General features: G+C 74.3%; 16 protein-coding genes. 2 read left to right on the top strand and 14 right to left on the bottom strand.

Features of this window, described 5'->3' with window-relative positions:
- Position 1: 1 nt before the first annotated feature.
- From BU204_RS08880 to BU204_RS08815, 14 genes are all read right to left on the bottom strand, one after another.
- Positions 2 to 1,600: an acyl-CoA carboxylase subunit beta gene (locus tag BU204_RS08880; RefSeq protein ID WP_075125107.1), complete on the bottom strand. Its 1,599-nt coding sequence runs from the start codon at positions 1,598 to 1,600 to the stop codon at positions 2 to 4.
- Complete coding sequence (locus BU204_RS08875; protein ID WP_075125106.1) at positions 1,597 to 2,745, bottom strand: acyl-CoA dehydrogenase family protein; 1,149 nt, start codon at positions 2,743 to 2,745, stop codon at positions 1,597 to 1,599. Before BU204_RS08875 ends, BU204_RS08880 begins: the two co-directional genes overlap by 4 nt.
- Positions 2,746 to 2,884: 139 nt before the next feature.
- Entirely contained in the window at positions 2,885 to 4,579 is a 1,695-nt protein-coding gene (locus BU204_RS08870) for an acyclic terpene utilization AtuA family protein (RefSeq protein WP_075125105.1), read from the bottom strand.
- A 14-nt stretch (positions 4,580 to 4,593) separates the two neighbouring features.
- On the bottom strand, positions 4,594 to 5,400 hold the full coding sequence (locus BU204_RS08865) for a TIGR03084 family metal-binding protein (protein ID WP_075125104.1): 807 nt from the start codon (positions 5,398 to 5,400) through the stop codon (positions 4,594 to 4,596).
- A gap of 89 nt (positions 5,401 to 5,489) precedes the next feature.
- The gene (locus BU204_RS08860) at positions 5,490 to 6,809 is read right to left on the bottom strand and encodes a type I glutamate--ammonia ligase (RefSeq protein ID WP_075125103.1); all 1,320 of its coding nucleotides are present in this window, start codon (positions 6,807 to 6,809) and stop codon (positions 5,490 to 5,492) included.
- On the bottom strand, positions 6,806 to 8,500 hold the full coding sequence (locus BU204_RS08855) for an IucA/IucC family protein (RefSeq protein WP_143229401.1): 1,695 nt from the start codon (positions 8,498 to 8,500) through the stop codon (positions 6,806 to 6,808). Before BU204_RS08855 ends, BU204_RS08860 begins: the two co-directional genes overlap by 4 nt.
- A gap of 59 nt (positions 8,501 to 8,559) precedes the next feature.
- On the bottom strand, positions 8,560 to 9,861 hold the full coding sequence (locus BU204_RS08850) for a lysine N(6)-hydroxylase/L-ornithine N(5)-oxygenase family protein (protein ID WP_075125101.1): 1,302 nt from the start codon (positions 9,859 to 9,861) through the stop codon (positions 8,560 to 8,562).
- Positions 9,858 to 11,417, bottom strand: coding sequence for a pyridoxal phosphate-dependent decarboxylase family protein (locus BU204_RS08845; RefSeq protein ID WP_075125100.1), 1,560 nt, complete (start codon positions 11,415 to 11,417; stop codon positions 9,858 to 9,860). Before BU204_RS08845 ends, BU204_RS08850 begins: the two co-directional genes overlap by 4 nt.
- 50 nt (positions 11,418 to 11,467) lie before the next feature.
- Positions 11,468 to 12,415, bottom strand: a complete 948-nt coding sequence (locus BU204_RS08840; protein ID WP_075125099.1) for an LLM class F420-dependent oxidoreductase — start codon at positions 12,413 to 12,415, stop codon at positions 11,468 to 11,470.
- The gene (locus tag BU204_RS08835) at positions 12,412 to 14,535 is read right to left on the bottom strand and encodes a S9 family peptidase (protein WP_075125098.1); all 2,124 of its coding nucleotides are present in this window, start codon (positions 14,533 to 14,535) and stop codon (positions 12,412 to 12,414) included. The genes BU204_RS08840 and BU204_RS08835 overlap by 4 nt, the downstream gene beginning before the upstream one ends.
- Positions 14,536 to 14,571: 36 nt before the next feature.
- Complete coding sequence (locus tag BU204_RS08830; RefSeq protein WP_075125097.1) at positions 14,572 to 15,486, bottom strand: S1C family serine protease; 915 nt, start codon at positions 15,484 to 15,486, stop codon at positions 14,572 to 14,574.
- A gap of 100 nt (positions 15,487 to 15,586) precedes the next feature.
- Positions 15,587 to 16,456, bottom strand: coding sequence for an alpha/beta fold hydrolase (locus BU204_RS08825; protein ID WP_075125096.1), 870 nt, complete (start codon positions 16,454 to 16,456; stop codon positions 15,587 to 15,589).
- Between the two features lie 3 nt (positions 16,457 to 16,459).
- Positions 16,460 to 17,956, bottom strand: coding sequence for a CoA-acylating methylmalonate-semialdehyde dehydrogenase (locus BU204_RS08820; RefSeq protein ID WP_075125095.1), 1,497 nt, complete (start codon positions 17,954 to 17,956; stop codon positions 16,460 to 16,462).
- On the bottom strand, positions 17,953 to 19,254 hold the full coding sequence (locus BU204_RS08815) for an aspartate aminotransferase family protein (RefSeq protein ID WP_075125094.1): 1,302 nt from the start codon (positions 19,252 to 19,254) through the stop codon (positions 17,953 to 17,955). Before BU204_RS08815 ends, BU204_RS08820 begins: the two co-directional genes overlap by 4 nt.
- A 75-nt stretch (positions 19,255 to 19,329) precedes the next feature.
- Here BU204_RS08815 and BU204_RS08810 point away from each other — a divergent pair, with 75 nt between their 5' ends.
- Together BU204_RS08810 and BU204_RS08805 are read left to right on the top strand one after the other, a co-directional pair.
- The gene (locus BU204_RS08810) at positions 19,330 to 20,937 is read left to right on the top strand and encodes a PucR family transcriptional regulator (protein ID WP_075125187.1); all 1,608 of its coding nucleotides are present in this window, start codon (positions 19,330 to 19,332) and stop codon (positions 20,935 to 20,937) included.
- On the top strand, positions 20,934 to 21,770 hold the full coding sequence (locus tag BU204_RS08805) for an NUDIX domain-containing protein (protein WP_075125093.1): 837 nt from the start codon (positions 20,934 to 20,936) through the stop codon (positions 21,768 to 21,770). The genes BU204_RS08810 and BU204_RS08805 overlap by 4 nt, the downstream gene beginning before the upstream one ends.
- Positions 21,771 to 21,898: the final 128 nt, after the last annotated feature.

Below are 21,898 nucleotides of genomic sequence, written 5' to 3'. Positions count from 1 at the left end.
GTCACATCCGGAAGACGCCGAAGCCATCGGCGCCGCTGATCGGTCCGTTGTGGATGGTCGACAGGCAGATCCCGAGCACCGTCCTGGTGTCCCTCGGGTCGATGATGCCGTCGTCGTAGAGCATTCCGGACAGGAACATGGGCAGCGACTCCGCCTCGATCTGGTTCTCCACCATGGCCCGCATGGCCGCGTCGTGCTCCTCGCTGTACTCCTGCCCCCGGCTCGCCGCGGCCTGCCTGGCCACGATCGAGAGCACCCCGGCGAGCTGCTGCGGGCCCATCACCGCGGACTTGGCGCTGGGCCAGGCGAACAGGAAGCGCGGGTCGTAGGCGCGCCCGCACATGCCGTAGTGGCCGGCGCCGTAGGAGGCACCCATCAGGACCGAGATGTGCGGGACCGTCGAGTTGGACACCGCGTTGATCATCATCGCGCCGTGCTTGATGATCCCGCCCTGCTCGTAGGACTTCCCGACCATGTAGCCGGTGGTGTTGTGCAGGAACAGCAGCGGGGTGTCCACCTGGTTGGCCAGCTGGATGAACTGCGCCGCCTTCTGCGACTCCTCGCTGAACAGTACGCCGCGGGCGTTGGCGAGCACGCCGACCGGGTAGCCGTGCAGCCGCGCCCAGCCGGTGACCAGGCTGGTGCCGTAGAGCGGCTTGAACTCGTCGAAGTCGGAGTCGTCGACGACCCGGGCGATCACCTCGCGCGGGTCGAACGGCGTCCTGAGGTCGGCCGGCACGATGCCGAGCAGGTCCTCGGGGTCGTACCGGGGCTCGGCGTAGTCGGGCGCCGGCGGCGTCCCCTGCTTGCGCCAGTTCAGCCGGGAGACGATCCGGCGGCCGATGCGGATCGCGTCCCGCTCGTCGACGGCGAGGTAGTCGGCGAGGCCGGAGGTGCGGGCGTGCATCTCGGCGCCGCCGAGGGACTCGTCGTCGGACTCCTCGCCGGTCGCCATCTTCACCAGGGGCGGCCCGCCGAGGAAGACCTTCGCCCGTTCCCGCACCATCACCACGTAGTCGGACATGCCCGGCAGGTACGCACCACCGGCGGTGGAGTTGCCGAACACCAGCGCCACGGTCGGCGTTCCGGCCTTCGAGGCCCGGGTGAGGTCGCGGAAGATCCGGCCGCCGGGGATGAAGATCTCCTTCTGCGTCGGCAGGTCCGCCCCGCCGGACTCGACGAGGTTGATCGTCGGCAGTCGGTTCTGGGCGGCGATGTCGGCGGCGCGGTAGGACTTCTTCGCCGTCCACGGGTTGCTCGCGCCGCCCTTGACCGTGGGGTCGCTGCCGCAGATGAGGCACTCGACGCCCTCGACGACGCCGATGCCGGTGACCACGCTGGCGCCGACGCGGTAGTCGCTGCCCCAGGCGGCGAGCGGGGAGAGCTCGAGGAACGGCGAGTCCGGGTCGAGCAGCAGCTCGATCCGCTCGCGGACCAGCAGCTTGCCCCGCCCGCGGTGCCGTTCGACGTACTTCTCGCCGCCGCCGGCCACGGCCTTGGCGTGCTCGGCCTCGATCTCCGCGAGCTTCTCGAGCATCGCGTCCCGGTTCGCGCCGAACTCGGCCGAACCGGTGTCCACGGTGGACCGAAGGGTCGTCATGCGCTGTACCCCAACATTTTCGCCGCCAGGCCGGTCAGTATCTCGGTCGTGCCGCCGCCGATGCCCAGTATCCGCATGTCCCGGTAGTGCCGCTCCACCTCGGACTCCCGCAGGTAGCCGAGCCCGCCGTGCAGCTGGACGGCCTGGTCGACCACCCACTCGCCAGCCTCCACGGCGGTGTTCTTGGCGAAGCAGGCCTGGGCGAGGACCTCCTCGCCGGCGGCGTGCCGGGCGGCGACCGCGCGGGTGTAGGTGCGGGCGACGTCGGTGCGCCGGGCCATCTCGGCGAGGGTGTGCCGCACCACCTGGCGGGAGATCAGCGGCCGGCCGAACGTCTCGCGCAGCCGGCACCATCGCACGGTCAGGTCCAGCGCCCGCTGGGCGGTGGCGTGGGCCTGCGTGGCGAGCGCGAGCCGCTCGGTGACGAAGTGGGTGGCGAGCTGGGCGAAGCCGCTGCCGGGCTCGCCGACCAGGTTCTCCACCGGGACCCGCGCGTCGGCGAAGGACAGCTCGGCGGTGTCCGAGCAGTGCCAGCCCATCTTCTCCAGCCGCCGGCCCACGGTGAAGCCGGGTGTGCCGCGCTCGACGACCAGCAGCGACAGCCCGCCGGCGCCGGGACCGCCGGTGCGCACGAGCGTGGTGACGAACTCCGCCCGGCTGCCGGAGGTGATGAAGGTCTTCGCGCCGTTCACGACGAAGTGGTCCCCGTCGCGCCGGGCCGTCGTGCGCGCGCTCGCGACGTCGGAGCCCCCGTCGGGCTCGGTGACCGCGAGCGAGCAGACGAGCTCGCCGGCGAGCGCCGGCCGCACCCAGCGGTCGACCTGGCGGGGATCACCGGCGGCGACGAGGTGCGGCAGCGCGATGCCGGTGGTGAACAGCCCCGCCACCAGCCCGCCCGAGCCGCCCGCGAGGTGCACCTCCTCGGTGACGGTCAGCGCGTCCACCAGGTCGCCACCTCCACCGCCAACCGACTCCGGGAACGCCACGCCGAGCAGCCCGAGGGCCCCGGCGGCGCGGTGCAGCTCCAGGGGCAGCTCGCCGGCCCGCTCCCACGCGTCGAGGTGCTCGAGCACCTCCTGCTCCACGAACCGCCGAGTGGTCTCACGCAGAGCCAACCGTTCCGGCGTGGCGAACGGGTCCATCACGGGGCTCACAGTTCCGCCACCCCGGAATCCGAACCGTTGGTCACCTTGGGAGCCGAGGGGTCGGCCTGGGAACGTACTTGTGGCTGAGTTGCGTCGCGTTCCCCTGAGGCGCCGGTTGCGGAGGTGGATCCTTCGTGTGTCACAGCAGGGTCTCCGGGATGTCGGCGTGGCGGGAGCGCAGCCATTCGCCCAGCGACTTGGCCTGGGGGTCGAACCGGGTGGAGGCGGCCACGCCGCGGCCGAGCAGCCCGCGCAGGACGAAGTTGACCGCGCCGAGGTTGGGCAGCGGGTACCGCGTGATCTCCAGGTCCCGCGCCTCGGGGAGCAGCTCGCGGAGGCGGTCGACGGTCAGCTCCGCGATCAGCCACGGGTAGGCGGCGGGGTCGCGGACCCAGACGCCGAGGTTGGCGTCGCCGCCCTTGTCCCCGGAGCGGGCTCCGAGGACCCGGCCCAGCGGCACCCGGCGGGTCGGGCCGTTCGGGCGCTCGCCGGAGCGCTCGGCCGGCGGCTCGTCGGCGGTGGGGCCAAAGGCGGTGGGGCCAAAGGCGGTGGGGCCAAAGGCGGTGGGTGGCGCGATCGGCCGGCGCTCGCCGCTGGGCAGCACGGCGACCTGCTCGACCACTTGCTGCGGCACGTACTCCGGGCGGTAGACCCCCACGGGCGTGGGGTCGCCGGGCGGGGAGGTGAACGCGGCGCCGGGGTAGGAGGCCAGCGCCAGCTCGACCGCCGCACGGGAGAACGCCTTGGCCCGCCCGGCCTCCGGGGTCATGATCGTCGCGTGCAGCAGCGCGCTCGCCGCCTCCTCGGTGTCCGCGTCCGAGTGGTCGGTGCGGGCGAGTGTCCAGTGCAGACCCTCGGCGCCGACCGCGGCGGTGAGCTGGCGTCGCACCAGTGCGGCCTTCTCCTCGATGTCCAGTCCGCACAGGACGAACGTCATCCCGTTGCGGAACCCGTCCAGGGTGTTCACGCAGACCTTGGCCGTCTCCGGCGGCGCCTCCCCCCGCACGCCGCCGATCCCGACCCGGTCCTTGCCCAGCTGCGTCAGGGTGATCGTGTCGAAGCGGGCGGTCACGTCCGGGCCGAGGTAGCGCGGGCCGGCGATCTCGTAGAGCAGCTGGGCGGTGACCGTCTCCACGGTGACCGCGCCGCCGGTGCCCGCGTGCTTGGTGACCACCGCCGACCCGTCCGCGGCGATCTCGGCGATCGGGAAGCCGGGGCGGTCGAGGTCGTCCAGCTCGGTGAAGAAGGCGAAGTTGCCGCCGGTGGCCTGCGCGCCGCACTCGATGACGTGCCCGGCGACCGTCGCGCCGGCGAGCGCGTCGAGGTCCTCGCGGCCCCAGCCGTGGTGCGCCGCCGCGGGCCCGACGACGAGCGAGGCGTCGGTGACCCGGCCGGTGACCACGACGTCGGCTCCTGCCCGCAGGCACTCCGCGACGCCCCAGCAGCCGAGGTAGGCGTTGGCGGTCAGCGCACCGGGAAAGCCGTGCCCGAGCAGGTCGTCGCCCTCCACGTGGGCCACCTTGGCGTCGAGCCCGAGCCGACCGGCCAGCTCGCGCACCGCCTCGGCGAGCCCGGCCGGGTTCAGCCCGCCGGCGTTGGCGACGATCCGCACGCCCCGGTCGAGCGCGAGCCCCAGCCCTTCCTCGAGCTGGCCGAGGAAGGTCCTGGCGTAGCCGCGCGCGGGGTCCTTCATCCGGTCCCGACCGAGGATGAGCATGGTCAGCTCGGCGAGGTAGTCGCCGGTCAGCACGTCGAGCTCGCCGCCGGTGAGCATCTCGGTGAGCGCCTCGAAGCGGTCTCCGTAGAAGCCGGAGGCGTTGCCGACCCTGACCACGCCTGGGCCGGAGGTCACCGCACGGCCCTTGCCTCGCGGCCGGTGCCGGGCGGGCCGGCGAAGGCCTGGGCGATGTCCAGCCAGCGGTCGGCATCGGGGCCGGTGGCGCGCAGCGCCGTGTCGGCCCGGTTGATCCGCTGGGTGGCGAGCAGGCAGAGGTCGAGGGCGGGCCCGGTGACCCGCTGGGCGGCGTCCTCCGGCCCCCAGGTCCACAGGTCACCGTCCGGGGCGGTCAGCTCGACCCGGAACGGCTCGCCCGGAGCCGGCAGCGTCCGCACGGCGAAGGCCCAGTCGCGGGTGCGCACGGCGAGGTGCGCGACGTGCCGCAGCCGGGCGGTGGGGGTGCGCGGCGTCCCGGTGGCGTCGGCGATGTCGTTGCCGTGCGCCCAGGTCTCCATGAGCCGCGCGGTGGCCATGGACGCCGCGGTCATCGGTGGGCCGTACCAGGGCAGCCTGGTCCCGTCCGGAACGCCCAGGATCGCCTCGGCCAGCTCGGCGCGCCCGCGCCGCCACCGCTCGAGCAGCTCCGCGGGCGGCGTCCTCGCCCCCTCCTCGGCGGCCTCGTCGACCAGCGCGTCGATCCGCTCCAGCGGCGTGGTCGAGGCCAGCTCGGTCAGCTCGGCCTGGAAGGCGGCCGGGTTGGTGACCGCGAGCAGCGCCCGCTGGTCGGTCCAGGCGAGGTGGGCCACCTGGTGGGCGACGGTCCACCCGGCCGCCGGCGTGTCCGCCGACCAGCCCGACGCGGGCAGGCCCGCGACCAGGCCGTCGATCTCGTCCCCCTCGGCGCGGAGATCCGCGACGAGCGCGTGCAGCTCGACCACGGATCCACCCTGGCATGGGCCGACGGACAAATCAAGCACGCATGCTTGTTTTCGCCCCGGGAGTAGACCTGCTTCCGGGGCGGCACGGGTCAGGCCCGGCGCTCGCCCCTGGCGCGCTGCCAGTCCGAGACCGTGGCCAACCCCGCGGAGATCTCCTCGTCGAGCAGTGCGACGCGGGCGTCGACCATGTCGTCGCCGAGCAGGGACCGGGCCAGTGCCGAGCCGTCCAGGGCGTCGCGGGCCGACCAGGGGGTGTCGTGCAGCCGGGCGCCGGCCGGCGGGCGCGGGTCGTGCTGGATGCCGTACAGGCCGGCGGCGAGCAACGCGGCGACCACGAGGTGCGGCTGGGCGTCGGCGCCGGCGAGCCGGACCTCCACGCGCAGTGAGTCGCCGGAGCCGGCCAGCCGCAGCGCCGCCGTGCGGTCGTCCGGGGCGCACCGCAGCTCGCGAGGGGCGAACGGGCCGGTGCGCAGCCGGACGAAGGAGTTCCAGGTAGGCGCCCAGACCGCGGTCAGGTCGGGGGCGGCGGCCAGGATGCCGGCCACGAACCGGTCGAGCAGGCCCGGCTCGTCGAAGCGCGGGCGGCCGAACCGGTCGGACAGCGAGATGTGCACGTGGCAGGAGCTGCCGGTGCCGGTGGACTCGGCGGCGAGATAGCCGGCCCGGACGTCGCTGGCCGCGGCGGCACGGCGGATCACCAGCTGCTGCAGCATGGCGTCGTCGCAGGCCGCCAGCGCGTCCCGGTGGCCGAGCACGCTCTCGTACTGGCCGGGGTGGCACTCCCCCCGCCGGGACTCCACGCCGAGCCCGAGCTGGTCGACGTCGGCGTTGACCGCGGCGAGCAGCGGGCGGAGCGGGTCGAGGGTGGCGTAGTCGAGCCCGCCCGTGGTCAGCGGCCTCCCCGCCGGGTCGGTGAACGTCACCTCGTGCTCGATGCCCACCGACGGGACCAGGCCGAGCTCCTCGGCCGCGGCGAGCTGGGCCCGCAGGGCCGTGCGCGGCGCGATCGGCACCGCCCGACCGTCGGGCCACTCGACGTCGCAGACGACCAGCCAGGTGCCGGCCTCGCCCGGCAGCGGGGCCAGCGTGGCCAGGTCGGGCCGCATCAGCAGGTCGCCGTAGAAGGTGGTGTAGGGCTCGAAGACGGGGGCGACGACGGCCTCCCGGGCGGGGTCCCAGGCGAAGACGTAGCTGCACACCCCGTACCCCGCGTCGAGCACGGTGTCGGCGAAGAACCGGGCGCTCAGCTCGACCGCGGCGAAGCGGGCGTGCGGGTCGGGCACCAGCAGCAGGACCGAGCGCACCGAACCCCCGGCCACCTCGGCACGCAGCGCGGCGGCCAGCTCGGCCCAGGTGGCGGTGCGCGCGCCGAGGGTGCGTGGGCCGCGCGGGCGGTGGTGCGGGATCACCAGGAACCGTCCGGGGCGGGGCCGGCCAGGGGGTTGGCGGCACGGCCGTAGCGGACGTCGAACTCGTCGTCCCGGTTGACCTTGTCGAAGCCCTGCCCGGCGAGGTGCTCGCGGTTGAGCGTCACCCGCTCCACGTCCGGCGCGAACAGCCGGCAGGAGTCGAAGCGCGCCGCGAGCTCGGGGTGCTCGTCCCGGTAGCGGCCGACGACCTCCCGCACGGTTTCCCACAGCCGCGCCCGGGGCAGGCCGAGGTCGTCGAGCAGGACCTCGGCCCAGAACCGCAGCTGGCCGGCGAACACCGAGCTGAACAGCGACTGGGCCAGCAGGTGGCCCGGCCAGCGCAGCATGTCGGCGTTCGCCTCCGGGGCGAGCGAGGCGTACTCCGGCAGCTCCTCGTCGAGCAGGTCGACGCCCTGGGCGAAGTCCTTGATCGCGACCCGCAGCGGGGTGCCCCGCTCGTCGGTGACCAGGATCAGGTTCTGGCCGTGCGGGCAGAAGCCCACCCCATAGCTCAGCAGCCAGTGCAGCAGCGGGGTCAGCAGCAGGTCGAGCAGGCGGTGCAGCCAGGCCTGAGCGTCCATTCCGGACAGCTGGATCAGCCGGACGAGCACCGCCTCCCCGTCCGGGCCGCGGTAGGGCAGCGCCGCGAAGGAGACGGCTCGCTCGCCGGACGCGATCCTGGCGCGGACCGGCTCGCGCCAGAGCGCGCCGAGCGTCTCGTGGAAGCGGTAGGGCAGCTCGTCGAGGTGGCCGAGCAGCGGGTGGCGCACCGAGACGCTGGCGACCTCGCCGAGCAGCTCGAACCGGTACCGCTCGGACAGCAGCGGGTCGGCCGCGCTGAGCTCGCGCAGCCACGTGGTGACGGCGGGTGCGGCCAGCGTCGCCGCCTGTGCCAGTCCTCGGTAGACCAGCGTGTTGCGCACCGACACGGCGGTCTTCACGTCCCTTCGGTCTGGCCGGGACGCGTTCGCCAGCGTCCGGATCGTCTGGTGTGGACGGTACCGGTCGCGGCTCTCGCCGAGCGGGACGAGGACACCCTCGGCGAGCTCGCCGGCGTAGAGGGTGCCGAGGATCTCGTCGGCCTGCCACGGGTGCACCGGAACGAGCACGAAGTCGTCCGGATCGGACAACCGGGCGCGGAACTCACCCAGCTGGTCCCCCAGCTCCTCGCTGAGCAACCGCTCCTCGGTCAGCTCGGCCACACAGCGGAACGAGGCGTGGTCGCGGTGCACGGCGAACCAGCGCAACGGGAACTCCCGGCCGGCCTCCGGCGCGTAGTTCGCCCGGTCGGTGGCCGAGAAGCCGACCCGCCCCTTGTTCAGCACGAGCCGCGGATGGCCGGTGAGGTGCCCGTCGGCGGTGTTGTAGTCCATCGCGAGCAGCTCGGCGGCGGTGGGCGCGTGCTCGAGCCGGGCCGCCTCGTTGGCGACGGTCGCGGTGAGCTCGGACAGCACGTCTGCCAGCCGGAGCCCGGTCAGGCCCAGCCGCTCGCGGGCGTCCACGACCAGCCGCCGCGGGTCGACCGCCGCCTCGCCGTCGCGGGTCGCGCTGCCCGGCTCGACGTGCCAGGACTCGAACGCGCCGCGCCGGGCGCGGAACCGGTAGGCGACGCCGCCCGGCAGCTCGAGCAGCCACCCGTCCCCGTCGGGAACCGGCTCGAGCAGACCCTCGTAGCTCAGCTCGCCGAGCATCTTGTGCACCACCAGCGCGCCGGCCGAACGCCAGCGTCGCGCCGTCCCCGGATCGTGGCTCACTGATCTCCCTCCAGACCGAAGGTGGTGAACGCGGTGCGGTCCGGGAGCGGGTAGACCGCCCGTCCGCACACCGTGTTCAGGATGCGGGCCGAGCGCCACGCGGCCAGCCCGAGGTCGGGCGCGCCGACCCCGTGCGTGTGCCGCTCGGCGTTCTGCACGAACAGCGAGCCGCCGGCGTCCAGCGCGACCCGGTAGTCCTCGTCGACCACGAGACGTCCGGCGTCGTCGCGCTCGAGCCGGTCGGCGAGCGGGCCGAGCAGGCCGCTCAGGTCCCGCTCGCGGTAGCCGGTCGCGCACACCACCGCGTCGGTGGACACGCTCGCCGTCCGGCCCTGCTCGACGTGGCGCAGCTCGAGCTCGACCCGGCCGCCCCGCCCGGCGGCCGAGGTGACCTCCACCCCCGGCACGAGCGCGACCTCGGGCCAGCCCCCGCCGACCGTGCGCTGGTAGAGCTCGTCGTAGATCTCGGCGATGGTGTCCACGCTGATCGCCTTGTACAGCTGCCACTGGGCCGGCACCAGCCGGTCGCGGGTCGCCTCGTCCAGGCGGTGGAAGAAGCGCACGTAGTCCGGGGTGAACTGCTCGAGGCCGAGCTTGGAGTACTCCATGGGTGCGAAGGCGGGCGTGCGGGTCAGCCAGCGCAGCCTCCCCTTGCGCGGCGGCCGGGCGCGGAGCAGGTCGAGGAACACCTCCGCGCCGGACTGCCCGGAGCCGACGACCGTCACGTCCTCGGCCGCGACCAGGCGTTCCCGGGCCGGGAGGTAGTCCGCCGAGTGCAGGACGGCCGTTCCGGCGAGCGGCTCGAGCGGCTCGGGCAGCACGGGCTCGGTGCCGACGCCGAGCACCACGTTCCTGGCGAGCACCCGCCCCGCCGGCTCGACGTCGAGCTCGAACACCTCCCCCGACCAGCGCACCCCGCGCACCCGCTGGCCGTACTGGCAGCTGGCGAGCCGTTGGGAGGCCCAGGCGCAGTAGTCCTCGTACTCGGAACGGGGGATGTGGAACCGCTCGGCGAAGTAGAACGGGAACAGCCGCTCCCGGTCGCGCAGGTAGCTCAGGAACGAGAGCCGGTTGGTCGGGTCGACCAGCGACACCAGGTCGGCCAGGAACGGCACCTGCAGCGAGGCACCCTCGATCATCAGGCCCGGGTGCCAGCGGAACTCGGTCTCCCGTTCGAAGAACGCCGTACGCAGGCCCGCCACCGGCTCGGCGAGCGCCGCGAGGGAGAGGTTGAACGGCCCGATCCCGACACCGACAAGGTCGAGGGTGTCCGCGTCCTGGTTCGCCTCCCGGCTCACGACCGGGTCTCCTCGGCGGTGGCGGCGACCAGGTCGAGCAGTTCGAGGTGGGCGTGCGGGTCGGCGGCGGGGTTGAGCAGCGTCAGCTTGAGCCAGACCCGCGCGTCGACCCGGGCCCGGCCGAGCACGGCCCTGCCCTCGGTGAGCAGCCGCCGCCGGACCTCGGCGACCAGGGCGTCCCCGTCGGGGTCGTCCCCGGCCACGGTGGGCCGCAGCAGCACCGTGGACAGGGTCGGCTTCCCCCACAGCCGCAGCGCGGGGTGGGCCTCGACGGCCTCGGCGAGTTCGCCGGCCATGGCACAGCACCGCTCGACCAGCGCCCCGATCCCCGACCGCCCCAGCGCACGCAGGGTCACGGCGATCTTGAACACGTCCGGGCGGCGGGAGGTGCGCAACGAGCGGCCGAGGAGGTCGGGCAGGCCGGCCTCGACGTCGTCGTCGGGGTTGAGGTAGTCGGCGCGGACCTCGAGCGCGGTGACCGGCACCCGGGTGGCGAGCAGGCCGGCCGCGACCGGCTGCCAGCCGAACTTGTGCAGGTCCACCGCCACCGAGTCGGCGCGCTCGACACCGGCGAGCAGCGGTGCCAGCCGGTCGCTGAACAACGCGGCACCTCCGTAGGCGGCGTCCACGTGCAGCCAGGCGCCTGCCCGCTCCGCGCACTCGGCGATCTCCGGTAATCGGTCGACCGCCCCGGTGTCGGTGGTGCCGGCGGTGGCCACCACCACGGCCCGCTCCGGGATCTCGAGCCGGTCGACGCGCAGCCGCCCGTCCTCGACGTCGACGAGGAGCGGCTCGGGAAGGCCGAGCTGCCAGGCCGCCCGGGCGACGCTGTGGTGGGCGTTGCGCCCGCACACCACCTGCCGCGCGCCGGCCTCTCGCGCGAGCAGCAACCCGACCAGCGTCGACTCGGTGCCGCCGCTGGTGACCAGCGCGTCGGGCGCGGGCTCCGCCGGGAAGAAGAGGTGCGCGAAGGCGGCGGTCAGCTCCCGCTCCAGCTCGCTGGCGACCGGCGCCTGGTCCCAGGAGTCCATGGACGGGTTGAGCATGCTGGCCACCAGGTCCGCCACCGCCGCCACCGCGAGCGGCGGCCCGTGCAGGTGGGCGGCGCACCAGGGATGGGTCGGATCGACCGAGCCCGCCACCAACACCCGGGTGAGGTCCGCGAGCGCCGCGGCCGCCCCCACACCCCGCTCCGGCAACACCCCGGCCCAGGGACTCCCCGCCGTCGAGTGCACGGATCCCGAGCCCGCGGATCCCGAACCCGCAGGCTCGCCGCCCGTGGCCGGTTCAGCGCTCGCTTCCGGTCCTGCCTCGGAACCTGCGTGCAGCTCGCCGGACCCGGCACCGTCGCTCACCCGCACGGCCGCCGGCCGGAGCAGCCGTGCGAGTGAGTCGGCCACGGCGGTCGGGCCGCCGGGTGGGAGTGGGCCGGTGCGGTCCCTCGTTGCCCCGGCCACGGCGTCCAGTGCCACCGCGACCAGGTCGCGGACCGCCTGTTCGCCGGCGGCGCCGCCGGCGAGCGGTGGAGCGCCGGCGGACGTGCCCGAGTCGATCATCTGACCCCATTCTTAGGCTCACCTAACTCGAGCCAGAATACGGCCGGTGGTCAGAGCGCCAGCGACCGCACCAGCTGCAGCGGGTCGGCGCCCGTCGGCAGGACGGAGATCACCGGGGTGTCCACCCCGGACTCGCGATAGGCGGCGACGCGCTCCCGGCACCGCTCGAACGACCCGTGCACGACCAGCTCGTCGACCACCTCGTCCGGGATCGCCGCCGCGGCCCCGGCCCGGTCGCGTGCGGCCCACGCCTCGTGCATGGGCGCCAGCGCCTCGCCGCGGCCCAGCCACTCGTGGAACGCCGCGTACACCGGCACCGTCAGGTACGTGCTGATCAACATCCGGCCCAGGCCCCGGGCGGCCTCGGCGTCCTCGGTGGGACAGACGAAGATCCTGGCCACGAGCTCCCTGCCGGGGCCGAGCTCGGCCCGCACCGTGGGCACGTCCGAGGGCGCCAGCCAGTTCGTGATCGCCCCGTCGGCCTCCCGGGCGGCCAGGCGCAGCATCCCCGGGCGCAGCGCCGCCAGCAGGATCGGCGGCGGCGGGGTCGGCGGGCGCTCCAGCCGGAACCGCGACACCGAGAACGTCTCGTAGTCCTGGGTCACCTTGTCGCCCACCAGCGCCGCCCGCAGGAAGCGGATGGTGTCGCGCGCGCGCCCGTACGGCGCGGCGAACGGCACGGCGTTCCAGCCGGTCACGATCGTCGGCGTGGAGGTGCCGACGCCGAGCACGAACCTGCCCGGCGCCAGCTCGGCGATCGTCGCCGCCTGCATGGCGAGCAGGCCCGGGCCGCGGGTGTGCACGGGGGCGATGGCCGTGCCCAGCCGCAGCCCCGGCGCCCACTCGCTGGCCAGCGCCAGCGGGGTGAACGCGTCGGTGCCCGCCGTCTCGGCCGACCAGACGTCGGTGTAGCCGAGGTCGGGCAGCTCCCGCACCAGATCCCGATGAGCCGCCAACGGCACACCGGTCAACGGCAATGTAATGCCCCAGTTGGTCATCGAGTTGCTCCTGCTGTGGCGGGGACGCGGGTGTCGAGGGCGAGGGCGTCGCGGAGCCAGCGGACCTGCATGGTCATGAAGTTCTCGGCCACCTCGTCGTCCTGGGGGGTCATGTGGGTCACGCCGGGCAGCGGCAGTAGCGCGTGCGGGCGGCCGGCGGCGACCAGGGCGGCCGAGAGGCGCACCGAGTGGGCGACCACGACGTTGTCGTCGGCGAGGCCGTGGATGATCAGCAGCGGGCGGCGCAGACCCGGTGCGTCGTCGATGAGGGAGTTGCGGGCGTAGGCCTCGGGGTTCTCGTCGGGGTGGCCGAGGTAGCGCTCGCTGTAGTGGGTGTCGTAGAGCGCCCAGTCGGTCACCGGCGCGCCGGCGATGGCCGCGTGGAAGACGTCGGGGCGGCGCAGCACGGCCAGCGCGGCCAGGTAGCCGCCGTAGGACCAGCCGCGGATGGCCACCGCGGACAGGTCGAGGTCGTCCGGGTAGCGCTCGGCGGCCGCCTGCAGCGCGTCGACCTGGTCGGTGAGGGTCACCTCGGCCGGCTCGAAGGCCAGCTCCCGCTCCCAGGCCCAGCCCCGGCCCGGGGTGCCCCGGCCGTCCGCGATCAGCACGGCGAAACCCTGGTCGGCCAACCACTGCGGGCCGAGGAAGGCGTTGCGGCTGGACAGCACGCGCTGGGCGTGCGGGCCGCCGTAGGGGTCGAGCAGGACCGGCAGCCGGCGGCTGCCCGGCACGTGCCCGGTCGGGAACAGCAGCGCCGCGCGCAACCGCCGCTCGCCGAGCTCCAGCAGGCGGACGTCGGGCGTGACGCCGGGGTCGACGGCCAGCGAGGCGACCTCGCCGACCGGGGTGTCGCCGCGCAGCACGCGGACCACCGGCCCGGCGTGGTCGAGCGACCAGGAGGAGAGCACGGTCACCTCGCCGCCGCGGACCGCGCCGTGCACGCCGTCCGTTGTGGACAGCCGGGTCACCCGCGGGCCGGTGCGGTAGACGTGCACCTGGGTCGGGTCCTGCGCCGAGGCGGTGAACAGCACGTCCTCGCCGACGTCGAGCACGGCGCGCACCCGCAGCTCGGGTGGGGTGACCTCCTCGCCGTCCACCACCACGCGGTTGGCGTCGGCGGAGGGGACGACCCGCACGAGACGCCCGTCGCTGGTCCAGGCCGGCACGCCGGGCACGATGTCCACCCAGCGCTCGTCGACGTCCTCGGCGAGCAGCTCGGTGGCACCGGTGTCCGGGTCGACCGAGCGGACCTGCATCCGCCGCTGGTCGCGGGTCTGCACGGCGATCAGCGGCGGACCCGCCGCCGACCAGTGCACGGTGACCAGGTACGGCAGCTCCCGGTTGTTCCAGTCGACGTCGACCCGGCTCCCGTCCAGACCCACGACGGCCAGCCGGACCTCGACGTTGTCGGTGCCGGCGGCCGGGTAGGACACGACGGTGGGCGGTGCCTCGGGGTTGGCCGGGTCGGAGATGTGCCAGCGTCGCACCGGCCGGCGGTCGGTCAGCGCGACGAGCAGCCGGTCGCCCTCCGGGGACCACCAGAACCCGCGGGACCGGCCCATCTCCTCCGCGGCGACGAACTCGGCGAGGCCACACGCCCGGTCCGGGCCCTCCGGCTCGGCGAGCACGCGGTCGCCGGCACCGTCCACGCCGACCACCCGCAGCGCGTCGTCCCGGATGTAGGCGACGTGGGTCCCGGTGGGGTCGGGACGGGGGTCGATCACCCCCGCCGCCGTCGGCAGCTCCCGGACCTCGCCGCTGACCGCGTCGGCCACGAACAGCCTGCCGGACAGGGCGAACGCGACCACCCGCGCGGCGGCGTCGGTGGCGTTGCCGACCACGCCCCCACCCTGCTCGCGGCTGCGTTCGCGGCGGGCCCGCTCCTCCGGCGGCAGCTGCTCGCCGCCGCCGCCGAGCAGCACGGCCGGGTCGGCGAGCCGCGTCTCGGTGCCGGTGGCCAGGTCGAGCCGCCAGAGGATGTGCTGGCGGTCCTCGCCGGAGGAGGAACGCAGGAACAGCACGCGCTCGCCGTCCGGCGACACCTGGAAACCGCGGGGGGTGCCGAGGGTGAACCGCTGGGTCCTGGCCTGCAGCCGCAGGAAAGAGCTGTCGTTGGTCACCCCAGCACCCTATGACGTCGGACCGACGACGCGGGCTCAGAGCTGGCTGAGCAGCTGCTGGGCGGTGTTGGCGGGGATCGCGAAGCCGATGCCGACGCTGCCGGCCGAGCCGTCGGGCCCGGACACCGGTGAGTAGATGGCGGAGTTGATGCCGATCACCCGTCCCTCGGCGTCGAACAGCGGACCGCCCGAGTTGCCCTGGTTGATCGAGGCGTCGGTCTGGATCGCGTGGTAGGTCACGGTGTCGGCGGCCTGGCGCTGGGGTTGGAGCGGGCTCTGCCGCTGCTCCTCGCCCGAGACCGTCACCTCGCGGTCGAGCGCGCTGACGATGCCCGTCGTGACCGTGCCCTGCAGCCCGCCCGGGGACCCGATCGCGATCACCTCGTCGCCGACCTCCACGGCGTCGGAGTCGGCGAACGTGGCGGCGGTCAGCCCGGACACGCCCTGGGCCTGGATGACGGCGAGGTCGCTCGAGGGGTCGGTGCCCTCGACGGTGGCGTCCACCGTGCGTCCGTCGGCGAGGGTCACGGTGATCCGCTCCGCGCCGGCCACGACGTGGTTGTTGGTGAGGATGCGGCCGTCGGAGCCCACGATCACCCCGGAGCCGAGGCCCTCACCCCCGGCGAGCGTCACGTTGACCTGGACGACGCTCGCCGCGACCCGCGCGACGACGTCGCTGACGTCGGTCGGCTCGGTGGCCGTGTCGGTGGTGGCGGTGGTCGGGGTCGCCGTCGTGGTCGTCGCGGTCGCGCCGTCGTCACCGATCAGGGCGCCGACGGTACCGCCGATCCCGCCCGCGGCGAGGGTGGCGGCGGCGAGCAGGGCGACCGTGCGGTGGCGCAGGCGGTTGCGCTTGGGCGGCTGCGGGGGCAGCGGCGGCAGGTAGTTCTGGGTGGTGCCGGTCCACGGCGGGACGGGCGGCTGGCGGGGCGGCAGGTAGGTCTCGGTCATGGCTCCACGGTGCGACCGCCGGCTGGGAGTTCCCTGTGAGCCGGCAAAGGGAGCGCCAAGAACTTCCACGGCGTTCGCTGAACCCGCCGCCCCGCGGTGGCTACCGTGGGAGGAAGTCGAGCAGGACCTCGGCCAGCTGCTCTGGTGCCTCCTCGGCCATGTGGTGCCCGGAGTCGATCACCGCGCCGCGCAGGTCGGGTGTCCACGGCCGCCACACCGCCAGCACGTCGCCGTAAATGTCCTCGAGGTCGTCGTGGGCGGACCAGGCGACCAGCGTGGGGCAGGCGACGGTCCGGCCGGCCGCGCGGTCGGCGTCGTCGGCGGCGCGGTCCACGCCGAGGCCGGCGCGGTAGTCCTCCAGCATCGCCCGGACCGTCGCCGGGTCGTGGATGGCCGCGCGGAAGTCGGCGAAGTTCTCCTCGCCCAGCCGCTCCGGGGTGTTGCGCCGGCCCACGTTGTACCAGGCGTCCGGGTCGGCCATGATCGCCCGCTCCGGCTTCTCGGGCTGGGCGAAGAAGAACCAGTGGAACCAGTCGTGGGCGAACCTGGCGTCGCAGCGGGCCAGCGCCTCGCCGATCGGCACGCTGTCCAGCACGGCGAGCGCGGTCGCCGCCTCGGGGTGGTCCATCGCCAGCCGGAACGCGACATAGCTGCCGCGGTCGTGGCCGACCACGGCGAACCGCTCGTGGCCGAGCCCGCGCATGAGTGAGAGCATGTCCCGCGCCATGGCGCGCTTGGCGTAGGGCGCGTGGTCCGGGGTGGTCTCCGGCTTGTCCGACCGCCCGTAGCCACGCAGGTCGGGGCACACGACCGTGTGCCGTTCGGCCAGCAGCGGTGCGACCCGGTGCCAGGTGGTGTGAGTGCGCGGGTGACCGTGCAGGAGCAGCACGGGGGAGCCCTGCCCGCCGTGCCGCACCCGCAGCGTCACCTCTCCGGTGTCGATCCGGTCCAGGGTGAAGTTCTCGAACACGTGTTAATCATTGCGCGGGAAGCCGAGGTTCACCCCGCCGTGTGACGGATCCAGCCAGCGACTGGTGACGACCTTCGTCCTGGTGAAGAAGTGCAGCCCGTCCGGTCCGTAGGCGTGCGAGTCGCCGAACAGCGACGCCTTCCACCCGCCGAAGGAGTAGTAGCCGACCGGGACCGGGATCGGCACGTTCACCCCGACCATGCCGACCTCGACCTCGTTCTGGAACCGCCGGGCCGCCCCGCCGTCGTTGGTGAAGATCGCCGTGCCGTTGCCGTACGGATTGTCGTTGATCAGCTCCACCGCCGCCTCGTAGGTCGGCACCCGCACCACCGACAGCACCGGTCCGAAGATCTCGTCGGTGTAGACCGACATCTCCGGCCGGACGTCGTCGAACAGGGTCGGCCCGAGCCAGAACCCGTCCGGCCCCCCGTCGACCGGGTGGTCGCGCCCGTCCACGACCAGCGAGGCGCCGGCCTCGACGCCGGCGTCGAGGTAGGAGGCGACCTTGTCCCGGTGTCCGCGGGTGACCAGCGGCCCCATCTCGCAGCCCGGGCGGCGGCCGTCACCGACCCGCAGCGCGGCCATCCGGGACCGCACCTTCTCGACCAGCTCGTCGCCGACCGGGTCGACCGCCACGACCACCGAGACGGCCATGCACCGCTCCCCCGCCGACCCGAAGCCGGCCGAGACGGCGGCATCCGCGGCCAGGTCGAGGTCGGCGTCGGGCAGCACGACCATGTGGTTCTTCGCCCCGCCCAGCGCCTGGACCCGCTTGCCGTTGGCGGTCCCGGTCTCGTAGACGTGCCGGGCGACCGGCGTCGAGCCCACGAACGAGACGCCGCGGACACCCGGATGGGTCAGCAGGCCGTCCACCGCGACCTTGTCCCCGTGCACCACGTTCAGGACGCCGTCGGGCAGACCGGCCCGCGCCCACAGCTCGGCCAGGAAGTTCGCCGCCGACGGGTCCTTCTCGCTCGGCTTGAGCACGACCGTGTTGCCGCACGCGATCGCGTTGGGCACGAACCAGAGCGGCACCATCGCCGGGAAGTTGAACGGGGAGATCACCCCGACGACGCCGAGCGGCTGGCGGATCGAGTACACGTCGACGCGGGTCGAGGCGTTCTCCGAGAACCCGCCCTTGAGCAACGCCGGGACGCCGCAGGCGAACTCCACGTTCTCCAGCCCGCGCTGCACCTCGCCGGCCGCGTCGTCGAGCACCTTGCCGTGCTCGGCGGTCACGATCGCGGCGAGCTCGTCACGGTTGCGGTCCAGCAACTCGCGGAAGGCGAACAGCACGCGCGACCGGGCGGCGAGCGAGGTGTCGCGCCAGGCGGGGAAGGCACGCGCCGCGGCCGCCACCGCCTCATCCACCTCGGCACCGGCGGCGAAGTCGACGTGCGCGCGGACCTCACCGGTGGCCGGGTCGTACACCTCGCCGTGCCGTTGCGCGACCCCGGCCCAGGGCTTGCCGTCGATCCAGTGGCTGATCCGCGCCGTCATCGCCCGCTCCCGTCCGCCGCGGCGATGGCCGCGTCCAGTATCCCGAGCGCCTCGTCCAGCTCCTCGGCGGTCAGCGTCATCGGCGGCGCGAGGCGGATGACGTTGTTGTGCAGACCGCCCTTGCCCACCAGCAGCCCCAGCCGCCGGGCCTCCTCGAGCACGGTCACCGCGGCGGCAGGCGCCGGCGTGGTGGTCCCGGGCTCGACCAGCTCGACGCCGACCATCAGCCCCTTGCCACGCACGTCGCCGACGACCGGGTGACGCCCGGCGCTCTCCCGCAGACCCGCCAGCAGCCTCGCGCCGAGCGTCGCCGCGTTGGCCTGCAGGTCGTGGTCGACCAGGTAGTCGAGCACGGCCCGGGCGCCCACGGTGGACACCGGGTTTCCGCCGAAGGTCGAGATGGAGTTGGCGCCGAGGGAGTCCATGACCTCGCCGCGGGCCACCACGCCGCCGATGGCCAGGCCGTTGCCCAGTCCCTTCGCGAAGGTCATCATGTCCGGGGTCACCCCGTGCGCGCCGATGCCCCAGAAGTGCTCGCCGGTGCGCCCCCAGCCGGTCTGCACCTCGTCGGAGACGAACAGGATCCCGTGCTCGGCCAACACCTCGGCGAAGCTCGCGAACAGCCCGTCCGGCGGCAGGGAGAACCCGCCGACGCCCTGGATCGGCTCGACGATCATGCAGGCGACGTCGCCGGAGGTGCCGGTGGCGAGCACGTCGCGCAGGTCATCGGTACAGGCCCTGATGTAGTCCTCGTCGGACAGCCCGGCGAACGGGCTGCGGTAGCGGTAGCCACCGTGCACATAGGACACCTTCACCGGGGACAGGGCGGAGGCCGACCAGCCGCGGTTGCCGGTGACGCCGACCGTGGCGAAGGCACGGCCGTGGTAGGAGTTGCGCAGCGCCAGGACCTGGTTGCTGCGCCGGTACTGGGTGGCGAGCATCAGCGCGGTCTCGTTGGCCTCGGTCCCGGAGTTGGTGAAGAAGACCTTGGCGTCGGGGATCCCGGAGAGCGCCGCGATCCGCTCGGCCAGCTCGACCTGGCTGCGAATCAGGTACAGCGTCGAGGTGTGCAGGATGCCGGAGTCGAGTTGCTTGCGTACCGCGTCGCTGATCTCGGCGACGTCGTAGCCGATCGCGTTGGTCAGGATGCCGGCGAAGAAGTCGAGGTAGGTCCGGCCCGTGGAGTCGGTGACCCGCCGGCCGTGCCCGTGCACGATCTCCAGCGGCTCGTCGTAGTACAGGGCGAGCCAGGTGGGCAGTACCGCGCGGTGGCGGTCGAGGAGACTCGGTTCGGCCATGCCCCGAGTCTGTACGGGCGGGACCCGGCGCGCCATGGACAGTCTGTATCGCCGCGGCCGTAGAGTGTGCACAACATGTACCCGACCGTCTCCGACGTGCTGGCCCTGCCGGTGATCCGGCAGGGGCTGGCGACGGTGGTCGCCGGTACCGCCGGGCTGGACCGGCGCGTGCGCTGGGTGCACGTCGCCGAGATCGCCGACATCGCCCCGCTGCTGCGCGGCGGCGAGCTGGTCCTGACCACCGGGATCGCCCTGCCCGACGACCCGGACGCGCTGAGCGCCTACGTCGAGGAGCTGGCGGGCGCCGGCGTCGTCGGCGTGGTGGTCGAGCTGGTGCGGCACTGGAGCCACGCTCTCCCGCCGGCGCTGGTGGCCGCCGCGGAGCGGCACGGGCTGCCGCTGGTCACGCTGTCCCGGGAGACCCGGTTCGTGGCGGTCACCGAGGCGGTGGTCGGGCTGATCGTGGACGCGCAGGTGGCCGAGCTGCGGGCGGCGGAACGGGTGCACGAGACGTTCACCGCGCTGACCGTCGCCGGCGCCGAGCCGGCCGAGGTGCTCGGCGAGGTCGCGCGGGCCTCCGGGCTCCCGGTCGTGCTCGAGACCCTCGGCCACGACGTGCTGGCCTACGACGCCGCCGGCACAGACCCGCGCGAGCTGGTCGCGGACTGGGCCGCCCGGTCCCGTGCGGTCACCAGCACGGCGCGCACCAGCTACGACCCCGGCACGGGCTGGCTGGTCACGGTGGTGGGCGCGCGCGGCAACGACTGGGGTCGGCTGGTGCTGGTGAGCCCGGAGGAGCCGGCGCACCGCCTGGTCGTGATCGCCGAGCGGGCCGCGTCGGCGCTGGCGGTGCACCGGCTGGTGGCCCGGGACCGGGAGAGCCTGGAGCGGCACGCGCACCGCACGGTGCTGACCGAGCTGCTCGCCTCGCCCGCGGCGCCGGCGGACCTGGTCGCCAGGGCGGAGGCGCTCGGCGTGCCGCTGGAGCGCCGGCAGTTGCTCGGGATGTCGGTGCGGCCGGCGGAGGTGGCGGCCACCCCCGCCATGGCCACCCAGGAGGTGCTGCGGGACCTCGCCGAGGCGACGGCGCTCGCCGCGCGCCGCGCCCGGGTCGCCGCCCTGGTCGGGGTGGTGGACGACATCTCGGTCCGGGCCCTGCTCTCGCTCACCCCGCAGGCCGACGCCGACGCGGTGGTGCGGCGGCTGGCCGCGCAGCTGCACCAGGCCGCCGCGGCGGCGCCCTCGGTCGTCGTCGCGCTGGGCACGACGGTGCACGCGGTGGCCGACGCCCGGCGCAGCCTCGTGGAGGCCGCGCAGGTGGCGAAGGCGGCGCTGCGCGCCCCGCACCAGCGGCCCTACCACCGCCTCGACGACGTGCGGCTGCGCGGGCTGCTGCACCTGCTGGCCGACGACGACCGGGTGGTCGCGTTCGCCGAGCGGGAGCTCGGTCCCCTGCTGGCCCGGGACGCGGCCAACGCCGGCCGCCTGCTCGACGCGCTGCGGCACTTCTGTGCGCACGGCGGCAACAAGTCCGCCGCCGCGGCCGCGGCGCACATGTCGCGCACGGCCTACTACCAGCAGCTGGCCCGGGTCGAGCAGGTCCTCGGAGTGTCGCTGGAGGACCCGGAGTCGGTGCTCTCGCTGCATGTCGCGCTGCTGGTGAACGAGATCGGGGAGCGATGAGCAACGGGGACCGGTTCGTCCGGTGCGGGCGCGGGCACGTCCACTGGGGCCGGTTCGGCGCGGCCGGGCTGCTGCCCTTCTGCGACGGGCACGTCCTGCTGCAGCAACGCGCCGCGATCACCCTGGGCGGCAACACCTGGGGCGTGTTCGGCGGCGCGCGCGAGCGCGACGAGTCCGCCGTCGAGGCGGCGCTGCGCGAGACCACCGAGGAGTCCACCCTGGACGTCTCCGCGGTGACCGTGCACGGCCTGCTGCACGAGGACCACGGCGGCTGGGCCTACGACACGGTGATCGGCACCGTACCCGCCATGGTCGAGGTCGGACCCTCGTCCTGGGAGTCGCGCGGCGCGGCCTGGGTCCCGGTGGACGAGGTGGTCGCGCGGGAGCTGTTCCCGCCGTTCGCCGCGTCCTGGCCGCGGGTTCGCCCCGGCCTGCGCCGGCCGGTGCTGGTGGTGGACGTGGCGAACGTGATGGGCTCGCGGGCCGACGGGTGGTGGCGCGACCGGGCCGGCGCCGCGGCCCGGCTGCGCGACGAGGTCGACGCGGTGCCGGCACTGCGTGGGATGGGGCCGTTCGACCTCGCGTTCCCCGAGCGGGTCCTGGTCGTGGAGGGCCGGGCGCGGGGCATCGGCACCGGCGCGACGACCACCGTCCGGGTGGTCGAGGCCCCGCACGAGGGCGACGACCAGATCGTGGCGACCGTCGAGGAGACGGTCGCCACGGACCCGACCGCGCTGTGCCTGGTGGTCACCGCCGACCGCGCCCTGCGCGCCAGGTGCACGGCGGCCGGCGCCGAGGTCGCCGGGCCGCGCTGGCTGCTCGACCAGCTCTGAGCACGCCGGCCCGCCCGCGTCCTGCCCGTGACCTGGGCGTCGCCCGCCGGTAACACCCGGGCCGGCCGGCACGGAGGAACACCGGGCCGCAATTGGCAGAATGCCCACCGACCATGACAACAGTGAAC

This window comes from Actinophytocola xanthii, assembly GCF_001921205.1.
Taxonomy (GTDB): Bacteria; Actinomycetota; Actinomycetes; order Mycobacteriales; family Pseudonocardiaceae; genus Actinophytocola; species Actinophytocola xanthii.
Note: the sequence above shows the minus strand (reverse complement) of the source record. Positions and strands in the feature narration are given on the sequence as shown.

Excerpts from the sequence above, each read along its gene's own strand:
- BU204_RS08815 (WP_075125094.1), bottom strand. The coding sequence starts at position 19,254 with ATGGCCGAACCGAGTCTCCTCGACCGCCACCGCGCGGTACTGCCCACC.
- BU204_RS08805 (WP_075125093.1), top strand. The coding sequence starts at position 20,934 with ATGAGCAACGGGGACCGGTTCGTCCGGTGCGGGCGCGGGCACGTCCAC.
- BU204_RS08840 (WP_075125099.1), bottom strand. The coding sequence starts at position 12,415 with ATGACCAACTGGGGCATTACATTGCCGTTGACCGGTGTGCCGTTGGCG.
- BU204_RS08880 (WP_075125107.1), bottom strand. The coding sequence starts at position 1,600 with ATGACGACCCTTCGGTCCACCGTGGACACCGGTTCGGCCGAGTTCGGC.
- BU204_RS08855 (WP_143229401.1), bottom strand. The coding sequence starts at position 8,500 with ATGCTCGGCGAGCTGAGCTACGAGGGTCTGCTCGAGCCGGTTCCCGAC.
- BU204_RS08845 (WP_075125100.1), bottom strand. The coding sequence starts at position 11,417 with ATGATCGACTCGGGCACGTCCGCCGGCGCTCCACCGCTCGCCGGCGGC.
- BU204_RS08830 (WP_075125097.1), bottom strand. The coding sequence starts at position 15,486 with ATGACCGAGACCTACCTGCCGCCCCGCCAGCCGCCCGTCCCGCCGTGG.
- BU204_RS08820 (WP_075125095.1), bottom strand. The coding sequence starts at position 17,956 with ATGACGGCGCGGATCAGCCACTGGATCGACGGCAAGCCCTGGGCCGGG.
- BU204_RS08810 (WP_075125187.1), top strand. The coding sequence starts at position 19,330 with ATGTACCCGACCGTCTCCGACGTGCTGGCCCTGCCGGTGATCCGGCAG.